This is a genomic window from Halomonas marinisediminis, assembly GCF_004347715.1.
GTDB lineage: Bacteria > Pseudomonadota > Gammaproteobacteria > Pseudomonadales > Halomonadaceae > Halomonas > Halomonas icarae.
Map to the genome: position 1 here is coordinate 1 of NZ_SLTR01000183.1, position 319 is coordinate 319.

The following is a 319-nucleotide window of genomic DNA, read 5'->3' on the forward strand; positions in this document are numbered from 1 at the left end:
TTCTCGTTGAAATCGTCACTCACCAGCCGATGCCGCGATAGGTCGCGGTTTTCGGGCACTCGTCATAGAGACGCACCACGTCGATGATGGGGGTCTGGAGGTCTTCGGAGGCCATCTGGACAATCTCCGAGTAGACCAGGTTGCGCTGGGTCACGATGATGGCGTCGGACCGCCGGGCGACCTCGCGCGGGTCATCCACCAGCAAACCGCGCAACTCGCCCGCAAGTGCGGCAAGGCCGGGGCTGCCGTGGCGGACATAGCCCAGCTGGCTTTCGATGGCGGTGTCGCGGGTGATGGCGGGGTCGTGGATCAGGATCTC

The 319-nt window shown here is 64.3% G+C and carries 1 protein-coding gene; it reads right to left on the reverse strand.

The features are described from left to right. Positions 1-19: 19 nt before the first annotated feature. A partial coding sequence (locus tag E0702_RS16295; protein ID WP_205741985.1) for a hypothetical protein occupies positions 20-319 on the reverse strand: 300 nt, incomplete at its 5' end.